The organism is Thermosulfurimonas marina (genome assembly GCF_012317585.1).
Lineage (GTDB): Bacteria > Desulfobacterota > Thermodesulfobacteria > Thermodesulfobacteriales > Thermodesulfobacteriaceae > Thermosulfurimonas_A > Thermosulfurimonas_A marina.
The window spans coordinates 266,602-289,535 of the sequence record NZ_CP042909.1; the positions used below are offsets into that span (position 1 = coordinate 266,602).

The 22,934-nt window shown below is 58.0% G+C and carries 27 protein-coding genes; 1 reads left to right on the forward strand and 26 read right to left on the reverse strand.

The genetic code is table 11. The annotated features are described in order from the left end of the window. Positions 1 to 2: 2 nt before the first annotated feature. From FVE67_RS01355 to FVE67_RS01415, 13 genes are all read right to left on the reverse strand, one after another. A complete protein-coding gene (locus FVE67_RS01355; RefSeq protein ID WP_168720305.1) occupies positions 3 to 749 on the reverse strand; it encodes a FliA/WhiG family RNA polymerase sigma factor in 747 nt (248 codons plus the stop codon). Then, complete coding sequence (locus FVE67_RS01360) at positions 746 to 1,543, reverse strand: MinD/ParA family protein (RefSeq protein WP_168718885.1); 798 nt, start codon at positions 1,541 to 1,543, stop codon at positions 746 to 748. The genes FVE67_RS01355 and FVE67_RS01360 overlap by 4 nt, the downstream gene beginning before the upstream one ends. A 15-nt stretch (positions 1,544 to 1,558) precedes the next feature. Continuing rightward, the gene (locus FVE67_RS01365) at positions 1,559 to 2,509 is read right to left on the reverse strand and encodes a flagellar biosynthesis protein FlhF (protein ID WP_168718886.1); all 951 of its coding nucleotides are present in this window, start codon (positions 2,507 to 2,509) and stop codon (positions 1,559 to 1,561) included. Then, positions 2,499 to 4,574 (reverse strand): flagellar biosynthesis protein FlhA, encoded by a 2,076-nt coding sequence (flhA, locus tag FVE67_RS01370; protein WP_168718887.1) that lies wholly within the window; start codon positions 4,572 to 4,574, stop codon positions 2,499 to 2,501. Before flhA ends, FVE67_RS01365 begins: the two co-directional genes overlap by 11 nt. After that, on the reverse strand, positions 4,574 to 5,641 hold the full coding sequence (gene flhB / locus FVE67_RS01375) for a flagellar biosynthesis protein FlhB (RefSeq protein WP_168718888.1): 1,068 nt from the start codon (positions 5,639 to 5,641) through the stop codon (positions 4,574 to 4,576). Before flhB ends, flhA begins: the two co-directional genes overlap by 1 nt. A 1-nt stretch (position 5,642) precedes the next feature. Continuing rightward, the gene (locus tag FVE67_RS01380) at positions 5,643 to 6,425 is read right to left on the reverse strand and encodes a flagellar biosynthetic protein FliR (RefSeq protein WP_168718889.1); all 783 of its coding nucleotides are present in this window, start codon (positions 6,423 to 6,425) and stop codon (positions 5,643 to 5,645) included. Then, positions 6,422 to 6,691 carry a flagellar biosynthesis protein FliQ gene (gene fliQ, locus FVE67_RS01385; RefSeq protein WP_168718890.1) on the reverse strand — a complete coding sequence of 90 codons (270 nt, stop codon included), beginning with the start codon at positions 6,689 to 6,691 and terminating at the stop codon, positions 6,422 to 6,424. Before fliQ ends, FVE67_RS01380 begins: the two co-directional genes overlap by 4 nt. Before the next feature lie 11 nt (positions 6,692 to 6,702). After that, positions 6,703 to 7,446, reverse strand: coding sequence for a flagellar type III secretion system pore protein FliP (fliP, locus tag FVE67_RS01390; protein ID WP_168718891.1), 744 nt, complete (start codon positions 7,444 to 7,446; stop codon positions 6,703 to 6,705). Next, a complete protein-coding gene (locus tag FVE67_RS01395) occupies positions 7,433 to 7,690 on the reverse strand; it encodes a flagellar biosynthetic protein FliO (protein ID WP_168718892.1) in 258 nt (85 codons plus the stop codon). Before FVE67_RS01395 ends, fliP begins: the two co-directional genes overlap by 14 nt. Continuing rightward, entirely contained in the window at positions 7,690 to 8,223 is a 534-nt protein-coding gene (fliN, locus tag FVE67_RS01400) for a flagellar motor switch protein FliN (protein WP_168718893.1), read from the reverse strand. Before fliN ends, FVE67_RS01395 begins: the two co-directional genes overlap by 1 nt. A 9-nt stretch (positions 8,224 to 8,232) precedes the next feature. Further along, positions 8,233 to 9,207, reverse strand: a complete 975-nt coding sequence (fliM, locus tag FVE67_RS01405; RefSeq protein WP_168718894.1) for a flagellar motor switch protein FliM — start codon at positions 9,205 to 9,207, stop codon at positions 8,233 to 8,235. Positions 9,208 to 9,209: 2 nt separating this feature from the next. After that, on the reverse strand, positions 9,210 to 9,683 hold the full coding sequence (locus tag FVE67_RS01410; RefSeq protein WP_168718895.1) for a flagellar basal body-associated FliL family protein: 474 nt from the start codon (positions 9,681 to 9,683) through the stop codon (positions 9,210 to 9,212). 77 nt (positions 9,684 to 9,760) lie between these two features. Next, on the reverse strand, positions 9,761 to 10,255 hold the full coding sequence (locus FVE67_RS01415) for a methylated-DNA--[protein]-cysteine S-methyltransferase (RefSeq protein WP_168718896.1): 495 nt from the start codon (positions 10,253 to 10,255) through the stop codon (positions 9,761 to 9,763). A gap of 34 nt (positions 10,256 to 10,289) precedes the next feature. Between FVE67_RS01415 and FVE67_RS01420 the strand changes: the two genes are divergently transcribed. After that, positions 10,290 to 10,856 (forward strand): macro domain-containing protein, encoded by a 567-nt coding sequence (locus tag FVE67_RS01420; protein WP_168718897.1) that lies wholly within the window; start codon positions 10,290 to 10,292, stop codon positions 10,854 to 10,856. Here FVE67_RS01420 and FVE67_RS01425 read toward each other — a convergent pair. From FVE67_RS01425 to dnaJ, 13 genes are all read right to left on the reverse strand, one after another. Then, a complete protein-coding gene (locus FVE67_RS01425) occupies positions 10,853 to 11,836 on the reverse strand; it encodes a hypothetical protein (RefSeq protein ID WP_168718898.1) in 984 nt (327 codons plus the stop codon). The genes FVE67_RS01420 and FVE67_RS01425 overlap by 4 nt on opposite strands. A gap of 41 nt (positions 11,837 to 11,877) precedes the next feature. Further along, positions 11,878 to 12,066, reverse strand: coding sequence for a 4Fe-4S dicluster domain-containing protein (locus FVE67_RS01430; protein ID WP_168718899.1), 189 nt, complete (start codon positions 12,064 to 12,066; stop codon positions 11,878 to 11,880). A 14-nt stretch (positions 12,067 to 12,080) separates the two neighbouring features. Then, on the reverse strand, positions 12,081 to 13,520 hold the full coding sequence (locus FVE67_RS01435) for a cobyrinic acid a,c-diamide synthase CobB (RefSeq protein WP_168718900.1): 1,440 nt from the start codon (positions 13,518 to 13,520) through the stop codon (positions 12,081 to 12,083). A 107-nt stretch (positions 13,521 to 13,627) separates the two neighbouring features. Continuing rightward, positions 13,628 to 14,785, reverse strand: coding sequence for a sulfate reduction electron transfer complex DsrMKJOP subunit DsrP (gene dsrP, locus FVE67_RS01440; protein ID WP_168718901.1), 1,158 nt, complete (start codon positions 14,783 to 14,785; stop codon positions 13,628 to 13,630). A 23-nt stretch (positions 14,786 to 14,808) separates the two neighbouring features. Next, positions 14,809 to 15,576, reverse strand: a complete 768-nt coding sequence (gene dsrO / locus FVE67_RS01445) for a sulfate reduction electron transfer complex DsrMKJOP subunit DsrO (RefSeq protein ID WP_168718902.1) — start codon at positions 15,574 to 15,576, stop codon at positions 14,809 to 14,811. 21 nt (positions 15,577 to 15,597) lie between these two features. After that, entirely contained in the window at positions 15,598 to 16,062 is a 465-nt protein-coding gene (dsrJ, locus tag FVE67_RS01450; protein ID WP_168718903.1) for a sulfate reduction electron transfer complex DsrMKJOP subunit DsrJ, read from the reverse strand. Next, positions 16,055 to 17,677 (reverse strand): sulfate reduction electron transfer complex DsrMKJOP subunit DsrK, encoded by a 1,623-nt coding sequence (gene dsrK, locus FVE67_RS01455; RefSeq protein ID WP_168718904.1) that lies wholly within the window; start codon positions 17,675 to 17,677, stop codon positions 16,055 to 16,057. The genes dsrJ and dsrK overlap by 8 nt, the downstream gene beginning before the upstream one ends. 15 nt (positions 17,678 to 17,692) lie before the next feature. Then, positions 17,693 to 18,709 (reverse strand): sulfate reduction electron transfer complex DsrMKJOP subunit DsrM, encoded by a 1,017-nt coding sequence (gene dsrM / locus FVE67_RS01460; protein ID WP_168718905.1) that lies wholly within the window; start codon positions 18,707 to 18,709, stop codon positions 17,693 to 17,695. A 12-nt stretch (positions 18,710 to 18,721) separates the two neighbouring features. Further along, entirely contained in the window at positions 18,722 to 19,291 is a 570-nt protein-coding gene (locus FVE67_RS01465; RefSeq protein WP_168718906.1) for an RsbRD N-terminal domain-containing protein, read from the reverse strand. Positions 19,292 to 19,419: 128 nt separating this feature from the next. Continuing rightward, on the reverse strand, positions 19,420 to 20,499 hold the full coding sequence (locus FVE67_RS01470) for a DUF763 domain-containing protein (protein ID WP_168718907.1): 1,080 nt from the start codon (positions 20,497 to 20,499) through the stop codon (positions 19,420 to 19,422). After that, positions 20,496 to 21,233: an orotidine-5'-phosphate decarboxylase gene (gene pyrF, locus FVE67_RS01475; protein WP_246167908.1), complete on the reverse strand. Its 738-nt coding sequence runs from the start codon at positions 21,231 to 21,233 to the stop codon at positions 20,496 to 20,498. The genes FVE67_RS01470 and pyrF overlap by 4 nt, the downstream gene beginning before the upstream one ends. Continuing rightward, positions 21,211 to 21,690 carry a transcriptional regulator NrdR gene (gene nrdR / locus FVE67_RS01480; RefSeq protein WP_168718908.1) on the reverse strand — a complete coding sequence of 160 codons (480 nt, stop codon included), beginning with the start codon at positions 21,688 to 21,690 and terminating at the stop codon, positions 21,211 to 21,213. Before nrdR ends, pyrF begins: the two co-directional genes overlap by 23 nt. 147 nt (positions 21,691 to 21,837) lie before the next feature. Beyond that, on the reverse strand, positions 21,838 to 22,899 hold the full coding sequence (dnaJ, locus tag FVE67_RS01485; RefSeq protein ID WP_168718909.1) for a molecular chaperone DnaJ: 1,062 nt from the start codon (positions 22,897 to 22,899) through the stop codon (positions 21,838 to 21,840). Positions 22,900 to 22,934: the final 35 nt, after the last annotated feature.

The window sequence follows — 22,934 nt, forward strand, 5'->3', positions numbered from 1 at the left end:
TCCTAGCTCAAAAATTCTCGATAGCTCTCCCCCAATCTTTCCCTTAATTTGCCCCGCAGATGGAGCAGGGCCTTACTGTGGATCTGAGAAATCCGGCTCTCCGTATAACCCATCACCCGGCCGATCTCTTTCATGGTCAGACCTTCGTAATAATAAAGGGTTATAACTAATCTTTCCCTCTCGGGCAATTCCGAAATAGCCTGAGCCAGGGCCTCCGCCAGCTCTTTAAGGCCTAGCTTCTCAAAGGGATCCTCTTGATCCTCAGCGGCCAAAAGATCCTCAAGGTCCAGCCCTTCTTGATCCTCCAATTTCTTTCGCAGGGCCTCGAGGTCCACCAGGGAAAGACCCCGCACCTCGTCCAGAAGCCGGTAATAGTCATCCAGAGAAAGCCCCAACTCCCGGGCCACCTCCTCGTCCTCCGGAGGCCGGCCCAAACGCTGCTCCAGTCGGGTAATGACCTTTTCCAGATGGGCGGCCTTTTCTTTTACGGAACGGGGGGTCCAGTCCAGCTGCCGGAGCTCATCCAGCATGGCCCCCCGGATGCGGAATTCGGCAAAGGTCTTAAACTGGATCTTCCGGGAGGGATCAAACCGGCGGGCCGCCTCGATCAGGCCCAAAATGCCTGCAGAAACGAGATCTTCAGAGTCCAGGGCCGGAGGGAGGCGGCCGGCCAACCGCTGGGCCAGATACTTCACCAGAGGTAAATGCTCAAAGATGAGCTCTTCCGGAGAGCGCGAAAGATATTTCATGAGAGACTGGAGAGGTTTTGCGACCACAAAGCCTCCAGACCTCCCTCTTCTTCGGGTTTCAACTTGAGGAGTTTGTCCCGGATGCGCAGGAGATCCTCTGAGGCCGGGCTTTGCGGAAAGGCCACCACGAAGGGCTCCTGCCTCCTTACCGCCCGGGAAACCGAAGGATCCTCCCTAATCGCCCCTAGATAGGTAAGGCCTACCGGCCCTAAAAAGCGCTCGGCCACCTGGACAATCTGTTGGTAGACCTGCTTGCCCTCCCGAGGGTCCTTCACCAGGTTGACCAAAAGGTAGATCCTCTTGAGCCCGTGTCGGGTATAAAGAAGCTTGATCAGGGCGTAAGCGTCGGCCATGGCCGTGGGCTCAGGCACAGTGATTACTATCCTTTCCTGGGCTACCAAGTTGAAAAAGAGGACGTTGTCCGAGATCCCGGCCCCCAGATCAAAAAGAAAAAAGTCCACCCCTTGAGTGACCTCTTCGAATTGTTCCTTGAGAAGGAGCTTTTCCGAAGGATCCAGGCGGGTAAATTCGGAGACTCCGGAGCTGGCCGGGATAACTTCGAAACCGTAGGGCGTTTTGATCATGATGTCTCGCAGACGACACTCCCCGGCAAAGACATGGCGAATATCCCGTTTAGGGGAAAGACCTAAAAGGACATCGATGTTGGCCAGTCCCAGATCGGCATCAAAGACCACGGTGTGCAAACCCTTTTTCTCCAGAGCGGCCGCGAGATTGGCCACCACATTGGTCTTCCCTACTCCGCCCTTGCCGCTTGAGACCGCCAAAATGCGCATGTCCGCCTCCTGCCCTTATTCTATAGTAAAAATCCGATTTAGGCCACGGAGAAAGACCCTTTCCAGAACGGACCGGGTCCCTTCCTCCCAGTCTTCAGGCACCCGCGGGCCTCCGCTCACAAAGGCCGGGGGAGGGCTCTCCGGCTCAAGGAGAAAGCCTAGAGCCGGCCCAAAGGGCAAACGATCCGTATAAGTAAGAATGGAACCCGCCAGGGGAAAATCCCGTAGCCCCTTAAGAAAAGCCACCAGCACCTCCGGACTTTCCGTAGTCCGCAGCACGGGGTAAATCCGGGCCTCGGGAAAGCGGCCCACTAGGTCCGCCAATTCTTCTTCCCGGAAGTTGGGCCCCCAGGCCGGGGTATCCACCACCAGCAAGGCCCCTTCCGGAGGGAGATCTCCTTCGGCCAGGACCGGAAGGTCCAGAAGTTCCCCCAGACGCCGGGCCTCGGCCTTGGCCCCGATGCGGTAGCGATCTAGAGCCAGCACCGCCACCGGTCTCCCCTTACGATAGCGCCACCAGGCGGCCAGTTTAAAGGCCGAAGAGGTCTTGCCCACCCCCGGAAGGCCCACCAGAATCTGCACCCGCGAGGCCGGCCCGGGTTGATGGGCCCGAATCCTTTCCCGCAGACGGGCCAGGGGGTCGGAAAATCTTGAGGCCCAGAAGGCTGGGACTCCGGCCTCTAGCAGGCGGAGATAACGGCCACGGAGGAGTTTTTCCGAAAGGGCCTCCTGAAGGAGTCTTTTAATCTCCGCAAGTTCCGCAAGAATTTCCGGACTCTTTCCCGCCTTCCCGTTTCCCCTTTCCGGAACTTCCTCGCGATCTACGGCGGCCATGATTTCGTAAAGTACGCGCCCGGCCTCCTCCCGCTTGCGAGAAGAAAGAATGAGGGCCTCCTCCCCCAGGACCCTCTTGACCTCCGCCAGCACCTCCAGAGGATTTTCTCCACAGAAGCGCTTAATCCTCACGGCCCAACCTCACCGTCTCCAGGATCTCCACCGTAATCTCCGGGGGCATCTCGGCGTGCGAAAGCACCACCACCTGAGGCAGGGTCCTTTCCACCAGGCGGCGCAGGTGCCGTCGAACCGTGGGCGTGGCCAGAAAGACCGGATGATGTCCGGCCCGGGTCATGCGCTCGGCAGCCTGGGCCAGAATGGCCACGATGCGGCTGCCCACCTTGGGATCAATCATGAGATAGGTGCCCTCGGCCGTCCGCTGGAGGGACCTCCGGATGGCCTCCTCGATGTCCTCCCCCACGGCCATCACATAGAGGCGCCCGGCCTCAAGATAGGGTCTTACGATGAGTCGGGCCAGGCGCTGTCTTACATATTCGGTAAGGGTGTCTGGATCCTTGATCCGCTCTCCGTAGTCGGCCACCGTTTCCACGATGGTCAAGAGATCCCGAATGGAGACTCCCTCCCGCACCAGATTCTGTAAAACCTTCTGAATGGTCCCCAGGTTGACCACATTGAGGGCCTCCTCCACCACTTTGGGATACTGGCGCGAAAGCCCGTCGAGAAGTTTCTGGACCTCCTGACGGGTGAGAAGCTCGTCGGCGTGGCGTTTGATCACTTCGGCAAAATGGGTCACGATCACCGTGGAAAGATTGACCACGGTATAGCCTGCCGCCTCGGCCTTATCCTTCTCCTTTTCCGGGATCCACCAGGCGGTAAGACCAAAGGCCGGCTCCCGGGTGGGAATGGCCCCTTCTACCGGCGGGGGCTTGTCCTCCGGCCCCATGGCCAGAAAGTATCCGGGGAGGACCTCTCCCCGGGCCACTTCTACCCCCTTGATGAGGATGGCGTATTCCGCGGGTTTGAGCTGGAGGTTGTCCCGCACATGGATGGGAGGAATAACCAGGCCCATGTCCAGGGCAAACTGCTTGCGAAGATTGCGAATCCTTTCTAGAAGGTCCCCACCCTGGGCCTCATCCACCAGAGGAATGAGGGCATAGCCGATCTCCAGGCTCAAAAGATCTAAAGGAAGATACTGGGTGACCTCCTCCGGGGGAGGGGCTGGAGCCTCTTCGGGGGGCTTTTCCTCCGGAACCTCCCGGGTCATCCGGTAAGAAAGATAGGCCAGCCCTCCCACTCCGAAGGCCAGTACGGTGAAGGGTAGAGTGGGCAGCCCCGGAAGGAGACCGATGAAAAAGATGGCCACCGCGGCCATGGCCAAGGCCTCCGGACGGGCGGCAAACTGGCGGGCGAAATCCCGGCCCATACCGGACTCCGAAGCCGCCCGGCTTACGATAATTCCCGCCGAAGTGGAGACAATCAGGGCCGGAATCTGGGAGACCAGTCCGTCACCGATGGTAAGGAGGGTGTAGGAACGGGCCGCCTCCGAAAGGGGGAGACCCTTCTGGACCATCCCGATAATCAGACCGGCCACAATGTTGATGCTGGTAATAACCAGGCCGGCCACGGCCTCCCCGCGCACGAACTTGCTGGCCCCGTCCATGGCCCCGTAGAATTCGGCCTCTTTGCGGATCTCCTCCCGACGGCGACGGGCCTCGGCCTCGTCAATAAGCCCGGCGTTGAGGTCGGCGTCGATGGCCATCTGTTTTCCGGGCATGGCGTCCAGGGTGAAACGGGCGGCCACCTCGGCAATCCGTCCGGCCCCCTTGGTGATGACCACGAAGTTGATGATCACCAGGATGGCAAAGACGATGGCCCCCACCACGTAATTTCCGCCCACCACAAATTGACCGAAACTCATAATCACCTTGCCCGCCGCCCAGGGGCCTTCGTGGCCGTGGAGCAGGATAAGCCGGGTGGTGGCGATGTTGAGGGAGAGGCGATAGAGGGTGGTTACCAGAAGAATGGCCGGAAAGGCCGTAAAATCAAGAGGTTTCACGATATACATGGACATAAGAAGTACGGTAAGGGAGATGGTAAAACTCAAGGCCAGAAGGATGTCCATGAGGCCCCGGGGCACGGGAAAGACCATGATGGTGAGAAGCCCCACCACCCCGGCGGCTACTACGGCGTTGCTGGGATCGATGTAGCGTCTCAGAGGGACTCCGGCCTCGGCCATCAGGACACCCTCTTACCCTTGAGGCGATACACATAGGCCAGGATCTCGGCCACCGCCCGGTAGAGGTCTTCGGGAATGAATTCCCCTACCTCCACCCGAGCATAAAGGACCCGGGCCAGCGGGGGATCTTCCACTATCGGCACCCCGTGCTCCCGGGCGATCTCTTTGATCTTTTGGGCCAGAACTCCCCGCCCCTTGGCCACCACCTGGGGAGCGGGCATCTCCTTAAGTTCGTATTTCAGGGCCACGGCCACGTGTTCCGGGTTGGTGATGACCACGTCCGCCCGGGGGACCTCGGCCATCATTCGCCGCCGGGCCATCTCCCGCTGAAGCTGCCGGATCCGGGCCCGGACCAAAGGATCCCCCTCGGTCTGCTTGAGCTCTTCCTTTAACTCCTCCCGGGTCATCCGTAACTTTCTCTCCAGATCCCAGCGCTGAAAGAAAAAGTCAAGCACCGCCAGCGCCGCTAAAGCCATAAGCAATTTCAGGACCAGATCCCGGGAGAGAAAATAAAGTTCCCGGGCTACGGTCCACAGGTCCTCTCCCAGGAGGGACAGCATCTCCTCGCGGTGCTTGCGGATCACCAGCCAGGCCACCGTCGAAATGATGACGATCTTGGCCAGGGCCTTGGCGAGTTCCACCAGGGCCGGAAGAGAAAAGAGCCTCTTGAAACCCTCCACGGGGTGAATCCTTTCCAGTTTGGGACTCAGGGCCTCCCAGGCGGCCACCCCTCCGGTCTGGAGAAAATGGGCCAAAAAGGCCGCCAAAGAGACCAGGATGAAGATCGGAAGGAGGGCCAGGCCGGTAAAGCGCAGGGCTTGCTTGGCCGCCAGAAGGGTCTCGGGGAAGGCCAGACTGCGAAAAGGCAGACCCAGAAAGTAACGGTAGGCGGCTAAGACCTGGGCGAGCATAAAACCTCCGGCCAGGGCGAAAGCCAGGGCCCCACTTCCCATTACGGCTACCGAGGCCAGCTCCCGGCTCCGGGCCACCTGGCCCCGCTTACGGGCCTCTTCCCGCCTTTTGGGAGTAGGCTCTTCGGTCCTTTCCTGAAGGGGTTCTTCCGGCACCCTAGCCTCCCAGGGCCCTCACCACTACCCGAAAACCCAGGAGGGCCCTCTCAAAGGCTGGAGAAAGCAATTTGGGGACCAGGGCCAGGGTGAGCCCGAAGAAAAAAAGCCCCAGGCCCACGGTTAGGGGGAAGCTTACGATCATGATATTGATCTGGGGCACAAAACGGGAGACCACTCCCAGGGCCAGCTGTAAAAGGAGCATGAAGGCCAGAAGCGGGGCCAGGATCTTGAGAGAGACCTCAAAGAGGACCCTTCCCTCCCCCACCAAATACTGAAAAAGTTCCGGGCGGGGCTTGAGACTTCCTGGGGGAAGAAGGCGCAAGCCCTCGCCCAAAGCCCAAAGAAAGGGATGGTGCAGATCAAAGGCCAGGAAAAGAAGAAAGGCCAGAAGATAGGTGAGCTGGGCCAGAATGGGGGCCTGAACCCCACTTACGGGGTCAATGACCTGGGCCACCCCGAAACCGATCTGCATGCCCACCAGTTCCCCCCCGAGCTGGATCCCGGCAAAGATGACCCGGAGGAGGAAGGCCAGGGCCGCCCCGAAAAGGGCCTCGGTGGCCATCATCCCCCCGGCGGCCAGCACCGAGGCCGGAGGCCTCAAAGGCTCCGGAACCACAAAGACCAGGGAAAGGGCCAACACCAGGGAAAGGGCGGCCCGCACCGTGGCCGGGACCACACTCCCGATAAGGGGCATGAAAAAGAGAAAAAAGGAGACCCGCAGAAAGACCAGAGTCAGCGTGAAGGCCCAGGGCCAGAGATCGAGAAGGTCGTAGGGCTTCATTTGATGAACTGGGGAAGGTTCCCGAAGAGATTTTCGGTGAAATGGAGGAGCTTGTGCATGATCCAGGGAAAACTCAAAAGGAGGGCCAGGAAGACGGCCACGATCTTAGGCACAAAGGTAAGGGTCATTTCCTGGATCTGGGTCACGGCCTGAAAGATGCTGATCACCAAGCCCACCACCAGACCGGCCACCAGCATGGGCGCCGAAATAAGGAGGGTGAGCTCCACGGCCTGACGCGCCAGATGGACCACCGTAGCCTCCGTCATCTCGGACCTCCCTAGAAGAAACTCCGGGCCAGCGAGCCCACCAGAAGGTTCCAGCCGTCCACCAGCACGAAAAGGAGGAGCTTGAGGGGAAGGGAGACCATCATGGGAGGTAACATGAGCATCCCCATGGAAAGGAGGACGCTGGAGACCACCATGTCGATGATGAGAAAGGGGAGATAGAGCAAAAAGCCGATCTCAAAGGCCGTACGCAGTTCGCTAATCATAAAGGCCGGAATCAGGGAGAGGGTAGAGACCTCCTCCGGGCGGGCCGGGCGGGGCTCCCCCCGCAGTTTTACGAAAAGGGCCAAATCCTTTTCCCGGGTATTTCGGAGCATGAAGGCCCGAAAGGGCTTCAAGGCCTCGCGCAACATCTCCTCCTCGGTAAGCTGATGATCCAGATACGGCAAGAGGGCCCGCTGATAGCTCTGGCGAAAGACCGGGGCCATGATGAAAAAGGTCAAAAAGAGGGCCAGGGCCACCAGGACCTGATTGGGTGGGGTCTGCTGGGTTCCCAGGGCGTGTCGCAGGAGGCTAAAGACCACCACCAGGCGGGTAAAGGAGGTCAGCATAAGAAGGAGGGCCGGGGCTACAGAAAGGATGGTAAGAAGGAGGAGCACCTGGAGCACCGGGGCCACCTGTTCCGGCCCCTTAGCGGGCTCGAGGCTCAGCCGCACCGCGGGAAGGGTCAGGGCCGCGGCCGAAGAGGCCAGAGCCAGCCCCACCAGAAGGAAACTCAAGACCCTAATCCTTCTCATCCTCCCAGTCCCGCAGAAGGGTGATCCCCTTTTCGGAAAGCCCCAGAAGAAGGACCCGCCCCCTCACCCGCACCAGGGCCAAACGATGCTTGAGCCCCAGAGGCCGCATTTCCTCCACTCTTATCTCCCTCCCTTTTTCGGAAAGTCCCCAGCGTCCGCGCCGCAGGAGATAGGCCGCAAGCACCACCAGCCCCACCAAAAGAAGAGTTATCCCCAGGACCCGCAAATAGACCTCTGGGCCCATCACTCCTCTCCCAGCTTCTTGACCCTTTCCTGAGGGCTGATGATCTCCGTAAGCCGCACCCCAAAACGGTCGTTCACCACCACCACCTCTCCCCGGGCCATCAGGCGTCCGTTCACGTAGATTTCTACCGGCTCCCCGGCCATCTTGTTGAGCTCGATGATGGAGCCCTGGGTGAGCTTGAGAAGGTCATTGAGGATCATCTTGGTGCGTCCGATCTCCACCGAGACCTCCAGGGGAATATCCAGGATGAGTTCCAGCTCCGGATGGGCTCCGGTGGCCGGGGCCTCCCGAAATTCCTCAAGCTTGGCGGGCTCGGCCGCCGGGGCCTTGGAGGCCTCGGAAGGGGCCTCCTCCCCACCCCCCTCCACTCCGGCCTCCTTAAGGGCCTCCTCCCACATGGCCATGAGATCGTCCTCTCCTCCCAGGCCTTCCTTTTTCTCTTCCGCCGGAGCGGCCTCCGGAGTCTCTTCCACCGGTCCCTGATTGTCCTGAATTTCTTCGATTTTTTCTTTTTCTTGGAGCTCTTCAGCCATCTCTTCCTCCTAAGCCTCCACTTTTACAAATTCTTTGACTCTTACCGCCTTATATCCCTTAAAAACTCCGAGATCCCCCAGGATCTTGGGCCGGCCCTCTACGGTGACCACCACGGGGTCCTCCACCTTGCTTTCCAGGACCAGCACATCTCCGGGCTCTAGGGAAAGGAGATCCCGGATGCGGATACGGGCCTGTCCCAGGAAGGCCCGCAGGGTGACCTCCGCGGAAAAGAGGATTTCCTCCAGTTGTTTGCGCCAGTAAGGATCGGTGGCCTCCTCCGTCTGGTAGGGGGCATAAAGCTTACTCTTTATGGGCTGAAGCATACCCAGGGAGTAACAGAAGGCGATCTTGCCCTGGAGTCCCTCAATATCCACCTCAAAATTACACACCACCACCGTTTCTTCGGGCTGGAGGACCCGGGCAAACTGAGGATTGACCTCCCCCCGCACGTACTTGGCCTTTACCGGCTGAATGCCCTTCCAGGCCCTTTCCAGCTCCTGAAAGATATGGGTGACCACCCGCCGGATGAGCCGTTGCTCGATGGGGGTAAATTCCCGCCCCTCCACCTTGATGAGCTTTCTTTCCCCTCCTCCCAGAAAACGCTCCACAAAGGCGAAGACCAGAGGGGCATCAATGACCAAAAGGGCCTGGCCCCGCAAGGGTTCCAAACGAAAGATGTGGATGGAGGTGGGGACCGGAATGCGATTCAAAAAGTCCCGAAAGCGCTCCATTTGAATGGGAAGAGCGGTCACTTCCACGATCTCCCGCAGGAGAGTGGAAAAGCCCATGCGCAGGCCCCGAGCCAGGTGCTCGTTGATAACCTCAAAGCCCGGGATCTTGATGCGGGTGGAGATGGCGTAGTTCCGGAAGTCAAAGGGCTTGACCCCCTCCACCTCTTCGGGCTCGGGGGTGAGATCAAGCTCCCCCCCACCCATACTGGCCAAAAGGGCATCAATTTCTTCCTGAGAAAGCACCTTCTCCATGGCTATTGCACCACAAATTGAGTGAAATAGACCCCTCGGACCTTACCCGGGCCGAGGAGCTGGTTGAGTTTATTCATGATCTCAAAACGCAGCTCGGCCTTGCCCTCCGGGGCCAAAACCTCTTCGACGGTCTTGGAAGAAAGGACCATAATGATGGTATCGTTGATCTGGGGAATACGGTCGTTGGCCTCGGTGAGGGCCTGATCGTCCTTGAGCTCTAAGGCAATCTTTACCCGCAGATACCTTCGCCCGGTAGGATCAGCCAGGTTGACCACAAAGGGATTGAGCTGCAAAAAGGGGCCGGGTTTGTTTTCCTCCTTGGGGACTGCAGGTTTGGTCTCCTCCGGCGGCGGGGCCTTCTTGGCAAAGAGGAGAAAATAAGCCGCTACCCCGGCCCCGGCCACCAGGACCAGCCCCAGAATCAAAAAGATGAGGAGCTTGCCCTTTCCACCCTTCTTTTCCTTTTCTTCGGCCATATCTCCCTCCTCCTAGGTCTTTGCAATCATCATACCATCTTTCAGGGCCTCCCAAGAGGCGGAAGGGTCGCCTTTCGTCAAATTTGCGACAATCTTCCGTCAAAGGAGCCTTCCAAAGAAAGGAGGCGGATTTTCCAGGAAAGTCCTGCGGAAAAGCCCCCGAGGTCCCTTCTTCCCACCACCCGGTGGCAAGGAAAAAAGAGAGGGAGGGGATTTTTTCGCAGGGCCTGACCTACGGCCCGGGCAGCTCGGGGACGACCTACTCTGGCGGCCAGCCAACCATAAGTGCGCACTTGGCCCCGGGGGATCTCCCGCAGGACAAAAAGTACCCGTTCGGCAAAGGGGGAGAGACCTTCGAAGAGGTAGGGCCAGTCCGGGTAGGGCTTTCGGCCGGAAAGATAGGCCTCCATCTCCCGGGCCAGGCCTTCCCGCACCCCCTGCGGGGCCTCGGGAAATCTCCTCCACTCCTCCAGGGCCCCAAAGCTCACCCGCACCAGCCGCCCTCCCTTAAGGAGAAAGTAAAGTCTTTCTCCCAGAAAGGGCAAACTTGTCGTGGTCCATCCTCTGGGCATAATCTAAAGATAAATCTTATGGAGGAGGGAGAGAATGCCTCTTAGGGTGAAGATTGACGGAAAAACTCTGGAGTTGGTCTCCGGAGACATTACCGAGCAGGAGACCGAGGCCATCGTAAATGCCGCTAACGAAAGGCTCATCCCTGGCGGCGGAGTAGATGGAGCCATCCATCGTAAGGGAGGACCTTCCATCGCCGAAGAGGCCCACAAGATCGGTCACTGTCCCACCGGCTCGGCGGTGGTCACCGGGGCCGGGCGCCTCAAGGCCCGCTATGTTATCCATGCCGTAGGGCCCATCTACCGGGACGGAAAGAGCGGAGAGGCCGAACTTCTGGCCAGCGCCTACCGGGAGTCCCTTAAACGGGCCACGGAGTTGGGTCTTTCTTCGGTGGCCTTTCCCTCCCTTTCTACCGGAGCCTATGGCTATCCTTTGGAGGAGGCCGCCCCGATAGCCCTGACCACTATTCTGGATTACCTCAAAGAGCACGAAAAACCTTCCCTGGTGCGCATGGTCCTCTGGGGAGAGAAGGCCTACCAGGCCTATGCTGAGACCTTAAAAAGACTGGCTAAGGAGAGGGGGCTCCCGCTAGAGGAAGATTAAAGGCGACGGCGATAGCCCAGGGCCTCCATGAGTTCCTCGAAAATGGCCCGGAGCTCCACGAAGGCCTCTTTATTCCCTCCCCGATCCGGATGAAGGACTTTGGCCCGCTCCCGAAAGAGCCTCAGAAGCTCTTTCCGGGAAAGTCGGGAAAGGGTCTCCGGGGAAAGACCGAAGTAGCGGGCCGCGCGATGAAGGGCCTCAGCCCGGGCCCAGCGACCGGCCCGGCGCTCCTCAAACATCCGCCGGGCCCCCTCTGTAGTGTCAAAGTAAAGGATCACATAACGGGAAAGATATTCCCGCAGGACCTCTTCTTCCGAAAGCCCCATCCGAAAGGCCTCGTCCCGGGCCAGCTCACAGAGGGCCGTCAGAAAGGCCTGGTCGAGCTCCCGCTGGAGTCGGGCCTCAGGGATAAAGCGGGTAAGACGTTCGGGAAAATAGTCCCAGAGGGCAAAGGCAGCATAGATATAGGAAACCACCTCCCGGGGACGCAGTCGATCCTCCATTTCCCAAAGAAGCTGTTCGATCTCGTCCCGACTCTTGTCCCTCAAGCGGTTGAGAAACCAGAGGGGACGTTCCAGCAGCCGGGGGTTGAAACCCCCGAACTTAAGGAAGATCAGACGCCGCTTGTCAAAGGGATGAAAGGTCTCCTGGAGGCGCATCTGCTCCCGTCGCGAAGGACGGGCTGCCTTTTTTTCCGAACGAGTGATGTAAGGCCAGAGTTTCTCCCGGATCTCCGGGCTTACAAAGCGCAAAAAGAGCCTCTCGAGTTCCCACTGGTCGGTCTCTACTCCCCGGCGATGGAGTTCCTCCTCCAGCTCTGGATCCACATAAAAAGTCACTCCACCCGGGTAACGGATATATCGGGCAGGATCCTCTCCTAGATCGAAGATTTCCCGGGAACGCCAGAATCGGTCCCCCTTTTCGGAGACCCGAAGAGAATAGCGGAAACCTCTCGGGGTGCGTTTACGGGCTAAATACACGGAAAAAGTGGGGGGCCTGAGCCCCCCGGTCTTTCTCGAATTTAGACCTCCTGGACCGTGATGGAGCCGGTGGGACAGACCTCCACGCAAGTCTCACAGCCCAGGCAGTCCTCCGGACGGGCCACCACGGGCTTGCCGTCCTCGCCCTCGTCATAGACCTGTGCAGGGCAAGCGTTGATGCACTCCTGGTCAGCATCACAGGTGTCGTAGTTGATGGTGATCTCGAACATAGCACCCTCCTTTTTTAGATTTTTAAATGGTCTTTGGTCAACCCTCTCTCCTCAGAGAGGGATTCGCCCCATCTCGGACCCTTTTCGGCCCCTTCCAGGGCCCTCAACCAGCCTTCCAGCCAGGCTGGCGTACTTACCGCGTGCACATGAGTATAGGTACCAAAGACCCTTTTGTAAAGGATCCCGTCCCGAAGGCCGTCAAAACCGAAGCCGCGCTCCACCTTCAGAACGAAGGAAGGCCCTTCCCCCACCCGGGTGGGCACTGAATAGTGAAACTCGTGCCCCTGGAGGAGAAGACCTTCCGGATAGTAGGGATTGGGGGCCACCACCCCCACCAGGCTATAACCATGTCCTGCGGGCCTTTCCCGAACCTCGAAGTCCACCGGAAGCACCCCGCACATGGGATAGGTCCGGCCCTTCCAGGAGAGTTCGCGGCCAAGATAAAGGATCCCGCCGCATTCGGCATAGACGGGAAGCCCGTCCTCGGCGGCCTCCTTTAAATCCTTCATAAGGGAGGAATTTTCCGCCAGGGCCTCGGCCTGAGTCTCCGGGAAGCCGCCCCCGAGATAAAGGGCCGAGACCGAGGGAAGGCGCTTTTCCCGCAGGGCATCTATGAAGACCAACTCCGCTCCGGCCAGGGCCAGGATCTCCAGATTTTCGGGATAATAGAACTGAAAGGCCTGGTCCCGAAAGACCCCGATCCGCACTCCGGAAAGGCTCCCCGAGGAGGACCAAAGCGGCTCCTCGGGCAGTAAAAGTGGCGGGGCCTGAGCCGCTACCTCAAGGAGACGATGTACCTCCACTCCAGCCAGGGCCTCTTCTAGGGCCTCAAAAAGGCGCTCCTTTCCCCCGTATTCCTGCCAGGGGATGAGTCCCAAATGCCTTTCCGGAAAAGGGATACGTAGGCGGGGAACGGCCCCCAGCACGGGCACCCCGGTGTAATGTTCAATGGCCCGGGTGACGATATTTTCATGCCGGGCCCGAGCCACCCGGTTGAGGACCACCCCGGCCAGATGGACTCCCGGGTCAAAGGCCTGAAAGCCCTTGACCACCGCGGCTAGAGTCCGGGTAACCTTGGTACAGTCTAAAACCAGGATCACCGGAGCCTGAAGAAGACGGGCCAGACGGGCCGTAGAACAGGTCCCCTCAAGATCTACCCCGTCAAAAAGCCCCCGATTACCTTCCACCACGGCTATGTCTGCCCCAGAGGCCCCTTCCCGAAAGACCTTGAGAAGGGCTTTTTCCTCCATGAGAAAGGGGTCCAGATTGCGGCAGGGGCGCTCTGCCGCCCGGGAGAGCCAGCCGGCATCGATATAATCCGGCCCCTTCTTGAAGGGGGCCACCCGCAAACCTTCTCGCAAAAGGCGGCGAATGAGGCCCAGGGTGAAAAGGGTCTTGCCCGCCCCCCCGCGCTGAGCCGCAATCACTATCCGGGAAAGACGCCGGGGCTCCATATCTCTCGAGTTTAGACCCTCTTTAGGAATTTGGCAAAAAGAAAAAAGCCCGGAGATCCAAGATCCCCGGGCAGGATGGGCTTCGAGACATGATTAGCGATTTTCTTTTAGGCCGCGCGGGCCTCTTTGACCGCTACAGCGATCTTAAAGAGTACGGTCATGATGAGAAACCCTGTGGCCCAGATCCCGAGAGAAATAAGGAGCTCCGGCACCGTGGGCCGGTAGGGAGTAATCGTCTCAAAGGGGGTGGGAGTGAAACCACCGGTAAGGAGCCCGATACCCTTGTCGATCCAGGCGCCGATAAAAAGGAGCACACAGGCCAGGACCAGGGTATTAAGATTGCGCCGGGTATGAGGAATAACCAGGAGGAGGGCCGCCAGAGCCATAAAGATCCACGCCGTCCACATGAAGATCACCCATTCGGTATGTCCGTGAAGTCCCTTAAAGAGGTACATCACCGGGTACATGTGCCCCGGGATCTGGCTGTAAAAAGCGGTAAAGAGCTCACAACCGAAAAAGAAGATGTTGGCCAGGAGGGCATAGGTGATGATCTTGCTCAGGGTATCGATGGCCTTGGGCTCTATACGTAAACGGGAGACCTTCTGGGCGATAAGAAGAGCGATCAAAAGAAACGCCGGCCCGGAACAGAAAGCCGAGGCCAGAAAACGGGGGGCCATAATGGCCGTAAGCCAGAAGTGCCTTCCCGGAAGACCGGCGTAGAGAAAGGCCGTCACAGTGTGGATGCTAAAGGCCCAGGGGATGGAGATATAGATAAAAGGCACCACCCATTTGGGATATTTGGTGCCCTTGTATTCCCCGTGAAGGGCCGCCCAGCCACAAATGAGATTGAGGGCCAGATAGCCATTCAAGACGATCATGTCGTAAAAGAGCATGGAATGCGGAGTGGGGTGGAGCAGCACATTAAAGAGCCGGTGCGTTTGTCCGATATCCACGATGATGAATAGAAGGCACATGATCACCGCGGCAATGGCCAGGAATTCCCCGAAGACGGTCACCGGCCCGAAGACCTTGTGGTTGTGCAGATAATAGGGAAGGACCACCATCACTCCCGAGGCGGCCACCCCCACCAGAAAGGTAAACTGCGCCACATAGAACCCCCAGGAGACATCCCGGCTCATTCCGGTAATCCCCAAGCCGTACTCCAGCTGGGCCAGGAAGGCCAGGAAACCGATTCCGATGAGGACCAAGAGGAAAAACACCCACAACCAGTATTTGCGACTCCCTACCAAGGCCTTTTCAAACATGGCTCACACCCCTCGCACGGTTTTTAGCCGATGAGATAAAAGACCGAAGGCCCGGTCCCCAGTTCGGCCTTCCGCCGGATGGAAAACCGGCTCCTGAGGACCCGAGAGATCTCCGAGTTCTCATCCTCGAGATCCCCGAAGATAAGGGCCTTGTGCTTGCAGGCCTCTACACAGGCCGGAATCTGGCCCTTCTCCAGCCGCTCGTAACAGAATAGACACTTTTCCACCACACCCTTCATCCGCGTGGGAAACTCCGGATTGAATTCCCTAATATAGGGCCGGGGATCTACCCAGTTGAAACTTCGGGCCCCAAAGGGACAGGCCGCCATACAGAAACGACAACCGATACAGCGGTGATAATCCATCATCACGATCCCGTCTTCGCGCTTAAAGGTGGCCTCCGTGGGGCAGACCCGCACACAGGGAGGATGCTCGCAGTGATTGCAGAGGAGGAGAAAGGGTTTGCCCTGCAGAAGGACATCATTGAATTCATTGGGTTGATCCGGAAAGGCGTGCTCAAATTCATCCTTCCAGATCCACTTGATTTCCTTTTTCTTCTCCGGGATCTCCGGGACATTGTGGATATGATGACAGGCCTTAATACAGTCTCGACACTCCGGATGCTCCCAACATTTCCGGATGTCAATGGCCATACCCCAACGTTTGGCCGTAAGGGCCCCCGGAGGAGGAGTGTATTCCCGGGCCTTGACTTCCTTGTTCAGGAAACCCGGAACTCCCCCGGCTACCACCGCCGAAAGCCCTGCGAGCTTAAGAAGGTCTCTCCTTTTCATCCCTCCTGGCCTCCTTGAGGATTAATGCTCTTCGTACTCGTGATGGCTTGAATTTCCCGTAAGTCTCTCCGGAATGCCAAAAAGTTTGAGAAGAGCCGACCGCTTGGGCGGTTTGAACTCCTTCGTCTCCGGAGGAATGTGGCAATTCCAGCAATAGGGCTTGACCGCCGCATAGGTGTGGCACCGATCGCAGAATTTGCTCTTGTCATGATGGCATTTCATGCAGCCATTCTGTAAACCGATCCAGTACCGGGACCCGTCCGAGGACACGTAAACCCGCATCCCCTCCCGGATGGCCTTGTTTCGCCAGATATTTAGAAGCTGCATGTGGTGAGCCCGCATATACTCCTTGGACTCCACACACTTGCCCTTGGGAAGCTCCGGCTTAGGCGGAGGCACGCTCTTTCCATGCCCCCACCAAATGGGAAAGGCCGCAAAAAGGACGAAGATGATGATACCGGGGATGACTTTGTCGCGGTTATACATTTTCCTCCTCCTCTACCCCTTTTAAAGGCTGGAAGCGAAGGTCTGTGGTGCGCTTCTTTTCGCCCGGGATGACCAGGGCGTTGCCCACCAGTTCGTGTACTCCCCCCACACTCACCCCGGGTACCCAGTAATTCATAAGGGGAGGAAGCACCGCCCGGTCGATGGCGCAGATACAGGCCAGATGGTTGACCCCGTGCTTTTCGTGCACATACTCCACAGCGTTGGCCCGCGGAAAGCCTCCCCGCATGCGCATCTCCATGTACTCGTCAGTGTTAAGTCCCGAACCGCTTCCGCAGCAGAAAGTCTTTTCCCGAATGGTATTTTCCGGCATCTCGTAAAAGTTGTTGCAGACGTTCCTGAGGATAAAGCGCGGCTCCTCGAAAATTCCCATACCCCGGGAGGTATTGCAGGAATCGTGGAAGGTGACCACCAAGTGGTCGTTGCGGCTGGGATCCAGGTTGAGTTTACCGTGGGCAATAAGATTAGCCGTAAACTCACAAATATGTACGATCTTGGTGCTTTTGGCATGCTCAAAGACTGTACCCGTAATGGGGCACTTGGGGACCTCGAGATTTTTGGGGGCCGGACCCAGCATGGTGTCCTCGTACTGGTGTACCACCCGCCACATGTGCCCGCACTCCCCTCCCAGGATCCATTTCACCTTAAGGCGTTCGGCCTCATGGTAAATCTTAGCGTGAAGCTTGCGCATCATTTCGTGCGAGGTGAAGAAGCCAAAGTTTCCTCCCTCCGAGGCGTAGGTGCTTAAGGTCCAGTCGAGCCCCAGATAGTGGAAAAGAAGCACATAGCCCATAAAGGTATAAATCCCGGGATCGGCGAAAAAGTCCGCCGAGGGAGTCACGAAGAGGATCTCCGCCCCCTTCTTGTTGATGGGTACTTCCGGCCGAACCCCGGTAATTTCTTCGATGTCGTCCAGAAGAAACTCGATATTCTCCTGAATGGTATGGGGTTGAAGACCGATGTGATTTCCGATCTCCGCCGAAAAGCGCACCGGCTTAAGGATCCAGTCGATATTTACTCCGATCTCGTGGAGGATCTCCCGGGCCAAAATGGTGATCTCCGCGGTGTCAATCCCGTAAGGACAGAAGACCGAACACCGGCGACACTCCGTACACTGATAGTAGTAATAGAACCATTCTTTGATTACGTCGTAGGTTAAAGGTCTAGCCCCGGCCAGACGACCAAAGATCTTTCCACTCCGGGTGAATTCCCCTTTGACCACCGACCGCAGGAGCTCGGCCCGCAGGACCGGCATGTTCTTGGGGTCCCCCGTGCCCAGGAAGAAATGGCATTTATCCGCGCAGGCCCCGCAGCGCACACAGATATCCATAAAGAGCTTGAAGGATCGAAACCGGTCCATGCGGTCCCTGATAGCGTTGAGCACAATCTCCTTCCAGTTCTCCGGGAGCTTCCAGTCCTCGTCGTAAGGTTGCCACTTCCGAGGATTGGGAAGCCCGAGATCCTTGACCACCTCCGGATCGCCAGCATAACAGTAGGTTCCGGGGCGGAACTCCGGCTTGGTATCCATCCAGTGCTTTTCCGGCATCCGATCATAATGCACATCCTTTAGAAGCTCGTCTCTTTTAGGTAAGGCCATGGCTCAACCCCTCACTTAGGATTCTTTCTTTTCATAACAGTCTTCGTCTATAGGCTGACCTGCACTTTCCAGCTGTTCTTTGAATTTTTCCTGCCACTCACAATAGGTAAGGAACTTAGGCGGCACGCCCTCCCACCAAGGATTGATATGCCGCACCCGGCGGTTGTCGTTGGGAAGATTTCGGGTGGGGCTGAAAAAGACCCCCACCATATGGACCAGCTTGCTGAAGGGAAAGTAAGCCGCAAGTACACTCACGAAAAAGACATGCACATAAAAGATAACCCCAATCCCTTTGGGTACCTTAGGATGGAGGGTGGCCAACCCCAGGGTAAGCTCCTTCACCGAGGCGATATCCACCCGCAGGAAATAACGCATAAGCATCCCGGAAGTGACCAACCCCAGAATGAGAAAGAGGGGAAAGTAGTCCGAGGCGTGCGAGATGTAGTTGACCTTGGCATCCACCAAACGCCGAAGGAGAAGAAAGGTAAGGCCCGCCAGGATAGCCACATCGGTCAGATAAAGATGGGGGAGCCCGATGTGGAAGAAGCTATCTACGGCATCTAAGGTCTGGATGAAGCCGGGTACGGGATAAGAAAAGAGGCGCATGTGCCGCAGAAGGATAATGAGAAAGGACCAGTGAAAGAGGATGGCTCCCAACCAGAGCCACTTACTGGAGCCGAAATAGAGCTTGCGCCCCCGGAGATCGGCCCGCAGATTCCGGAAAAGGCTCCGGAAGGCCAGGACTTCCAGGGCCATGCGCAGGACCACCTCAAAGTTGTTGGCCGGGCTTTCCAGCCGGCTGTGCTTGATCCAGGGAAGGCTCTTCTGCTGTCCACAGGTGGTGGTGATCTTGAAAGGCACCGGAGATTTGGCCCAGTTCACCATCCGCCAGATGAGACCGATCACCAAGGTGAGAAAGGCCGCATAGGGGATCACCACCCCGAAAAGGGTGTAGAGCTTAAGAACCCCCACGCCCAACCAGACTACAATCACCATTCCGATCACGGCAAGCAAAGCGGCAACCACATTCATAAGCCCCAACCCCTAATGTGGATTTTCGTTATGGTCGAGGGCAGTCTCGGGCGCGAGACTACCCTCCCTTTCATCGTAAAGATAGCCCGCCCTTTTCAGAAGAAGGAAAAGGCGCGACTTCCACTCCTGAAATTTGAGTTCGTTGAGCTTCTCCCGGGCGGCCAGGTAATGATTAAAGGCCCGCAGGGTAAGGGCATCCACATAATCTTCCACTTCTAGGAGCCCCTCCGGCCCGAAGCGCGCCAGGATCTCCTCTCCGGCCACCTCCCGAATGGCCGACTTAAGAAAGAAAAGAAAGGCCAGCCCCTCCGAGGGCTTACGGCTCTGCACCGCCTCAATCTTGATAAGGCGATCCAAATAATAATCCGCCTTTTCCCAGGAGAATTCCTCCTCTCCGAAAAGAGCTACCAGTCCCTTCAAGCCCTCCTCCAGACGATGGGCCAGAGGATTTTCAAAACGGTCAAGCTCCCGCTTGAGAAAAGCCACGGTCTCCTTGGGAAAAGTGGTATAAACCTTCTCCCTCAACGTGTCAAAAATCTCCCGCTCTCGGCTTCTTAGGATCTTACAGGCTCGGACAAACATAGCTTCTCCTTTTAAAATCAAAAACCTCCCCAAATGTCAAGCGTATTTAAGGACGATTAAAACAAAATAAGAGGTGATTAGTTCTATTTCTATCGTAATTATCTAAATATTTGTTTCAGCAGCAATCACTATTTAAGACTTGCAAGCCTTTTCAAGGCTGAAAGGCGCTCCCTTTCTCCAAGGCGAGCCCGCCGCAGGGTCTCCTCCAGAAAGGCCACGGTGTCCTCGTAGGTCCGGCGATCTACCGGAAAGGGGTGTCCGTCCTTTCCTCCGTGGGCAAAGGCGTATCGGGCAGGGTCCTCCCGGGAGGCCCTTACATTGTAAAGAAGCTCGGCGGTAAGGGTTAAGGCCCGCAGGCTCCGGGGGCCCATCCCCTTTAGGAGAAGAAGTTCCCGAAAGTCCCGAGGGGGTTTCTCGTAGGCCTTAAGGAGCACCTTTTCTAGCCCCCGGGGGTGAAGGTCTCTTTCGGTAAGGGAGTGACGGGAGGGAAGGCCCAAACGGGGAAGTCTTTCCATTTCGCGCAGGAGCTTTTCCGGGGGCTCCCGCAGGAGGGCACAAAGGCCCTCGCGCACCGCTCTGCTCTTGCGGGCCGTAAGATCCAGGACCTCGGCCTCTTTGCGGGCGGCCACGATTCCGCTGTGCGGGGCCTCTACCAGGTCCGAAAGCCCTCCGGAGAACCAGTGGTAACGGCGGGCAAAACCGGAGGCCTCGTTCAAGCCCTGCTGGATGACGGTCCAGTCCCCCTCTACGGTAAAGATGAAGACATGGTGATAGAGTTGATAGCCGTCCTGAAGGGCGGTGTTATCTACCTTAGCCGTAAGACGCGAAAGATCCACAAAGTCCCGAAAGTCTTCCGGGAGTCCGGCCCGCTCCGCCGCCGAAAGGATCTCTTCCGGGGTCCGCAGACTGGCCCGGGCCTTCCCTCCACAGACGAAGACCCCGACCTCTAGAGAAAGGGGCCTTAAGGCCTCTTTCAAGGCCCCGCAAACGGTGGTGGTAAGCCCGGAAGAATGCCAATCAAAGCCCAGAAGACAGCCCAGGGCCTGAAACCAGAAGGGATCGGAAAGGCGCCTCAGGAATTCCCGCCTTCCGAACTCCTCAAGAATCACCAAAGAGAGGGCCCGGGCCAGGCGCACCATGCGCTCAAAGAGCCAGCGCGGGGCCCGTCCGCCGTGCAGGGGAAGATCCGCCACCCCGGTGCGTCTCATTTCTCTCGCTCGGAAAAGGCCTGGGCCATCTCCTCCAGGATACGCTGGGCCACGGCCCGGGGGTCCCGGGCCTCCCGAATGGGGCGCCCCACCACCAGATAGTCCGCCCCGGCCCGCACCGCTTCTTTGGGAGAAGCGATACGACGTTGATCATCGGCCAGATTCTCCTCCAGCCAATCCGGGCGCACCCCCGGGACCACGGTGAGCAGATGGGGGAAGGCCTCCTTTATGGTAGAAACCTCCTTGGCTGAACAGACCACCCCGTGGACCCCACAGCGATAGGCCAGATGAGAAAGCCGAAGGGCGGCCTCGCGCATATCCCGGGCCAACTCCGGAGACCAGCCCACCTCCATGAGATCGGCCCGGGTAAGAGAAGTAAGGAGGGTCACCGCCAGGATCTTGAGCCCTCCTTCGGCCGCCCGTACAGCCTCTTTGAGGGCCCCTCTTCCGGCACTCACATGCACAGTGAGCATATCCACCCCCAGACGCGAAGCAGCCCGCACCGCCCCAGCCACCGTAGCCGGAATATCATGGAGCTTGAGATCTAAAAAGATCTCCGCCCCGGCCTCTTCCCGGACCATCTCCACCGCCGCCGGCCCTTCCGCGGTAAAAAGCTCGAGTCCCACCTTGAAGACCCCCACTAGCCCGGCCAGGAGTTTTACCCAGCGCCGGGCCTCAGAAAGAGAGGGCACGTCCAGGGGAAAGATGAGCCTACTTGCGGGATCGATTCCCACGGCGCCTCCCTCTGAGGAGCTGAGCCACCTGTTCTACAAACTCGTTCACATCCTGAAATTCCCGATAGACCGAGGCAAACCGCACATAAGCCACCTCGTCCCACTCCCGGAGTTTTTCCATGACCCGCTCTCCCAGATAGCTGGAAGGGATTTCCTTTTCTCCACTTTCAAAAAGCTCTCTTTCCAGTTGCGAAACAAAATTTTCTATTTCTTCTTGACTTACAGGGCGTTTATGACAGGCCTTACGAATACCCGAGATGAGTTTTTCCCGAGAAAAGGGCTCCCGCCGGCCGTCTTTTTTTATCACATAGGGAAGGGTGAGTTCCAATCTTTCATAAGTGGTGAAACGAAATCCACAATGAGGACACTCCCGGCGTCTCCGGATAACAAACCCCTCTCCGGTGCTCCGGGAATCCACCACTTTGGTATCTTCCTTCTGGCAAGAAGGACACCGCACCCCTCCATCTTACCCCAATTTCCCTCCCCTTCCAAAAATGGGATCCGATCCTATTTTTGGAGGGGACGAAGCCCTAGTCTCTCAAAATTTCCCGAAAACCCAGGGGTACAAGACCAAAAGGTCGGAAAACAAAAATGGGATCTGATCCTATTTTAGGAGGGCGCGCAATTCTTCGAACTTGCGGCGGGCCTCCGGAGAAAGCCTGGTAGGTACGGTGATCTGGACCTCTACGTAAAGATCTCCCCGGGAACCATCCGGACGCGGCAGACCCTGCCCCCGCAGGCGGAACTTCTGTCCGCTCTGAGTGCCGGGAGGAATACGCAGCTTGACCTTCCCGGTGAGGGTGGGCACAATGACCTCTCCGCCCAGGACCGCGGTAAAGAGATCTACCGGGTGTTTCAGGTAAAGGTCATAGCCCTTTCTTTCAAATCGGGGATCAGGGCGGACCCGGATCTCCAAATAGAGATCTCCGGGAGGGCCTCCGTGTCTCCCAGGCCGGCCCTTGCCTGGAATGCGCACCCGGGTCCCATCGTCGGCCCCCGGAGGCAGGGTCACCGAGACCCTTTCGCGACGGACCACCGTGCCCCGGCCTCCGCAGGTGGGACAATTCCGGGTATAACGGCTTCCAAAGCCCCCGCAGACCGGACAGACCTCAATAATCCTCACCGGACCCCGGCGGCTCTCTTTACGTCCCCTCCCGCCGCAGGCTGGACATCTTTCAGCCGAAGAAAGGTCGTAGCCTCCCCCATGACAGGAGGAACAGGGCTCCTCAAAGGGAATCTCCAAGGTCAAAGGCTTTCCAGAGACCAGATCGGCCAAATCCACCTCCACCCGATAGAGCACATCGGCCCCGGGCTCCGGGGCCTCTTCCCTCTCCCAGCCAAACAGATCGGCAAAGAGATCAGCGAACCCCTTAAAGGGGTCCCTTTCCATAAAAAGCCCAAAGTCGTAGGCCGATTCGCCTCCGGGGGTGGTGAAGCGATAGGCCTGGGCCGCCTGCCGCAGACGGTCGTATTCGGCCCTCTTTTGGGGATCGGAAAGGATCTCGTAGGCCTCGTTGATCTCCTTGAACCTCTCCGCGGCCTCCTTATCTCCGGGGTTGAGGTCCGGATGATACTTGCGGGCCAGGCGCCGGTAAGCCCGCTTGATCTCCTCCTGGCTGGCGTCTGGAGAAACCCCCAAGATCTCGTAAAGATCCTTCTTTACCATGGAACCCTTTCCGGCTAAATTTTTTATCGAATTCC

Coding starts and splice junctions, on each gene's coding strand:
- FVE67_RS01410 (WP_168718895.1), bottom strand. CDS start 9,683: ATGGCCGAAGAAAAGGAAAAGAAGGGTGGAAAGGGCAAGCTCCTCATC.
- dsrM (WP_168718905.1), bottom strand. CDS start 18,709: ATGAATGTGGTTGCCGCTTTGCTTGCCGTGATCGGAATGGTGATTGTA.
- fliP (WP_168718891.1), bottom strand. CDS start 7,446: ATGAGAAGGATTAGGGTCTTGAGTTTCCTTCTGGTGGGGCTGGCTCTG.
- dsrJ (WP_168718903.1), bottom strand. CDS start 16,062: ATGTATAACCGCGACAAAGTCATCCCCGGTATCATCATCTTCGTCCTT.
- FVE67_RS01430 (WP_168718899.1), bottom strand. CDS start 12,066: ATGTTCGAGATCACCATCAACTACGACACCTGTGATGCTGACCAGGAG.
- FVE67_RS01420 (WP_168718897.1), top strand. CDS start 10,290: ATGCCTCTTAGGGTGAAGATTGACGGAAAAACTCTGGAGTTGGTCTCC.
- FVE67_RS01470 (WP_168718907.1), bottom strand. CDS start 20,499: ATGAGACGCACCGGGGTGGCGGATCTTCCCCTGCACGGCGGACGGGCC.
- dsrP (WP_168718901.1), bottom strand. CDS start 14,785: ATGTTTGAAAAGGCCTTGGTAGGGAGTCGCAAATACTGGTTGTGGGTG.
- FVE67_RS01395 (WP_168718892.1), bottom strand. CDS start 7,690: ATGGGCCCAGAGGTCTATTTGCGGGTCCTGGGGATAACTCTTCTTTTG.
- fliN (WP_168718893.1), bottom strand. CDS start 8,223: ATGGCTGAAGAGCTCCAAGAAAAAGAAAAAATCGAAGAAATTCAGGAC.
- fliM (WP_168718894.1), bottom strand. CDS start 9,207: ATGGAGAAGGTGCTTTCTCAGGAAGAAATTGATGCCCTTTTGGCCAGT.
- FVE67_RS01360 (WP_168718885.1), bottom strand. CDS start 1,543: ATGCGCATTTTGGCGGTCTCAAGCGGCAAGGGCGGAGTAGGGAAGACC.
- dsrK (WP_168718904.1), bottom strand. CDS start 17,677: ATGGCCTTACCTAAAAGAGACGAGCTTCTAAAGGATGTGCATTATGAT.
- FVE67_RS01415 (WP_168718896.1), bottom strand. CDS start 10,255: ATGCCCAGAGGATGGACCACGACAAGTTTGCCCTTTCTGGGAGAAAGA.
- flhA (WP_168718887.1), bottom strand. CDS start 4,574: ATGGCCGAGGCCGGAGTCCCTCTGAGACGCTACATCGATCCCAGCAAC.
- FVE67_RS01355 (WP_168720305.1), bottom strand. CDS start 749: ATGAAATATCTTTCGCGCTCTCCGGAAGAGCTCATCTTTGAGCATTTA.
- dsrO (WP_168718902.1), bottom strand. CDS start 15,576: ATGAAAAGGAGAGACCTTCTTAAGCTCGCAGGGCTTTCGGCGGTGGTA.
- FVE67_RS01465 (WP_168718906.1), bottom strand. CDS start 19,291: ATGTTTGTCCGAGCCTGTAAGATCCTAAGAAGCCGAGAGCGGGAGATT.
- fliQ (WP_168718890.1), bottom strand. CDS start 6,691: ATGACGGAGGCTACGGTGGTCCATCTGGCGCGTCAGGCCGTGGAGCTC.
- FVE67_RS01380 (WP_168718889.1), bottom strand. CDS start 6,425: ATGAAGCCCTACGACCTTCTCGATCTCTGGCCCTGGGCCTTCACGCTG.
- dnaJ (WP_168718909.1), bottom strand. CDS start 22,899: ATGGTAAAGAAGGATCTTTACGAGATCTTGGGGGTTTCTCCAGACGCC.
- FVE67_RS01435 (WP_168718900.1), bottom strand. CDS start 13,520: ATGGAGCCCCGGCGTCTTTCCCGGATAGTGATTGCGGCTCAGCGCGGG.